This is a genomic window from Rhodopseudomonas sp. B29, from assembly GCF_000333455.1.
Classification (GTDB): Bacteria; Pseudomonadota; Alphaproteobacteria; order Rhizobiales; family Xanthobacteraceae; genus Rhodopseudomonas.
In genome coordinates this window covers 1-736 of sequence record NZ_BADD01000722.1, presented here as the reverse complement: position 1 = coordinate 736, position 736 = coordinate 1, and the positions used below count along the sequence as shown (strand labels likewise).

Annotated in this window: 2 protein-coding genes and 1 pseudogene; 2 read left to right on the top strand and 1 reads right to left on the bottom strand. The window is 64.4% G+C overall.

What is annotated here, in order from left to right:
• Positions 1–371: LysR substrate-binding domain-containing protein (locus I5M_RS26170; RefSeq protein WP_022724097.1), on the top strand; the 371-nt coding region annotated here is incomplete at its 5' end.
• Positions 372–391: 20 nt separating this feature from the next.
• On the opposite strand, the pseudogene I5M_RS32515 reads toward I5M_RS26170, so the two are convergent.
• Positions 392–565: pseudogene (locus I5M_RS32515) on the bottom strand (ribonuclease D); the annotation flags it as partial.
• Between I5M_RS32515 and I5M_RS32510 the strand changes: the two are divergent.
• A partial coding sequence (locus tag I5M_RS32510) for a hypothetical protein (RefSeq protein ID WP_199900070.1) occupies positions 555–736 on the top strand: 182 nt, incomplete at its 3' end. The pseudogene I5M_RS32515 and the gene I5M_RS32510 sit on opposite strands and share 11 nt — an antisense overlap.

The following is a 736-nucleotide window of genomic DNA, read 5'->3' as shown; positions in this document are numbered from 1 at the left end:
CGGCCAAGCGGATCAGATTGGCCGATCTTCACGCCGAGGATTTCGTCTTCCTGAGATTCGAAGACTCGCTGTTCGCCAAGTATCTCAGGCGATGCTGCCTGGAGGCCGGCTTCGCGCCGAAAGTGACGCATCAGGTGGTCGAGGCGGCGTCATTGACCAGCCTCGTCGCGGCGGGATTCGGCGTCGCCCTCATTCCCGACTTCGTCAGCCGGTTTTCGCAACGGGATGTCGTGTATCGGCGGTTGGTCGGCAAGCCGCTCCGCGCCGACGTCTATGCACTGCGCACCAGCCGCAACAACCCGCTGGCAAACCGATGCATCGAACTGGTCCGGAGCTTCGCTCGGAATTCAGCCTGGGAAGTCGACGACTAGGTCGGCATCAGCAACCTGGTCTAGTCGCGATCGACCCGCACGACGCGGCCCTTTTCGATCGCCAGCGCCAGCCGCCCATGCTTGAGCGCCAGTGCGGCGTCGCCGAACAGTTCGCGTCGCCAGCCGCGCAGCGCGCCGACGTCGGCGTTGTCGTCGCCGGCGATCTGCTCGAGATCATCCACCGTGGCGATCATGTTTGGGGAGAAGGATCTGCCGACTATCCTGGCTGGTCTCGACCGGCTGCCGCAGCAACTGACCGCAGCCGGCATCGCGAGCCAGATCGTCACCATCCCGGGCGTCGACCACTTTTACCTGCGAACCGCCAGCGTTCCTCAGCCGGACGGAAGCTCGACCGATGTCGAGAC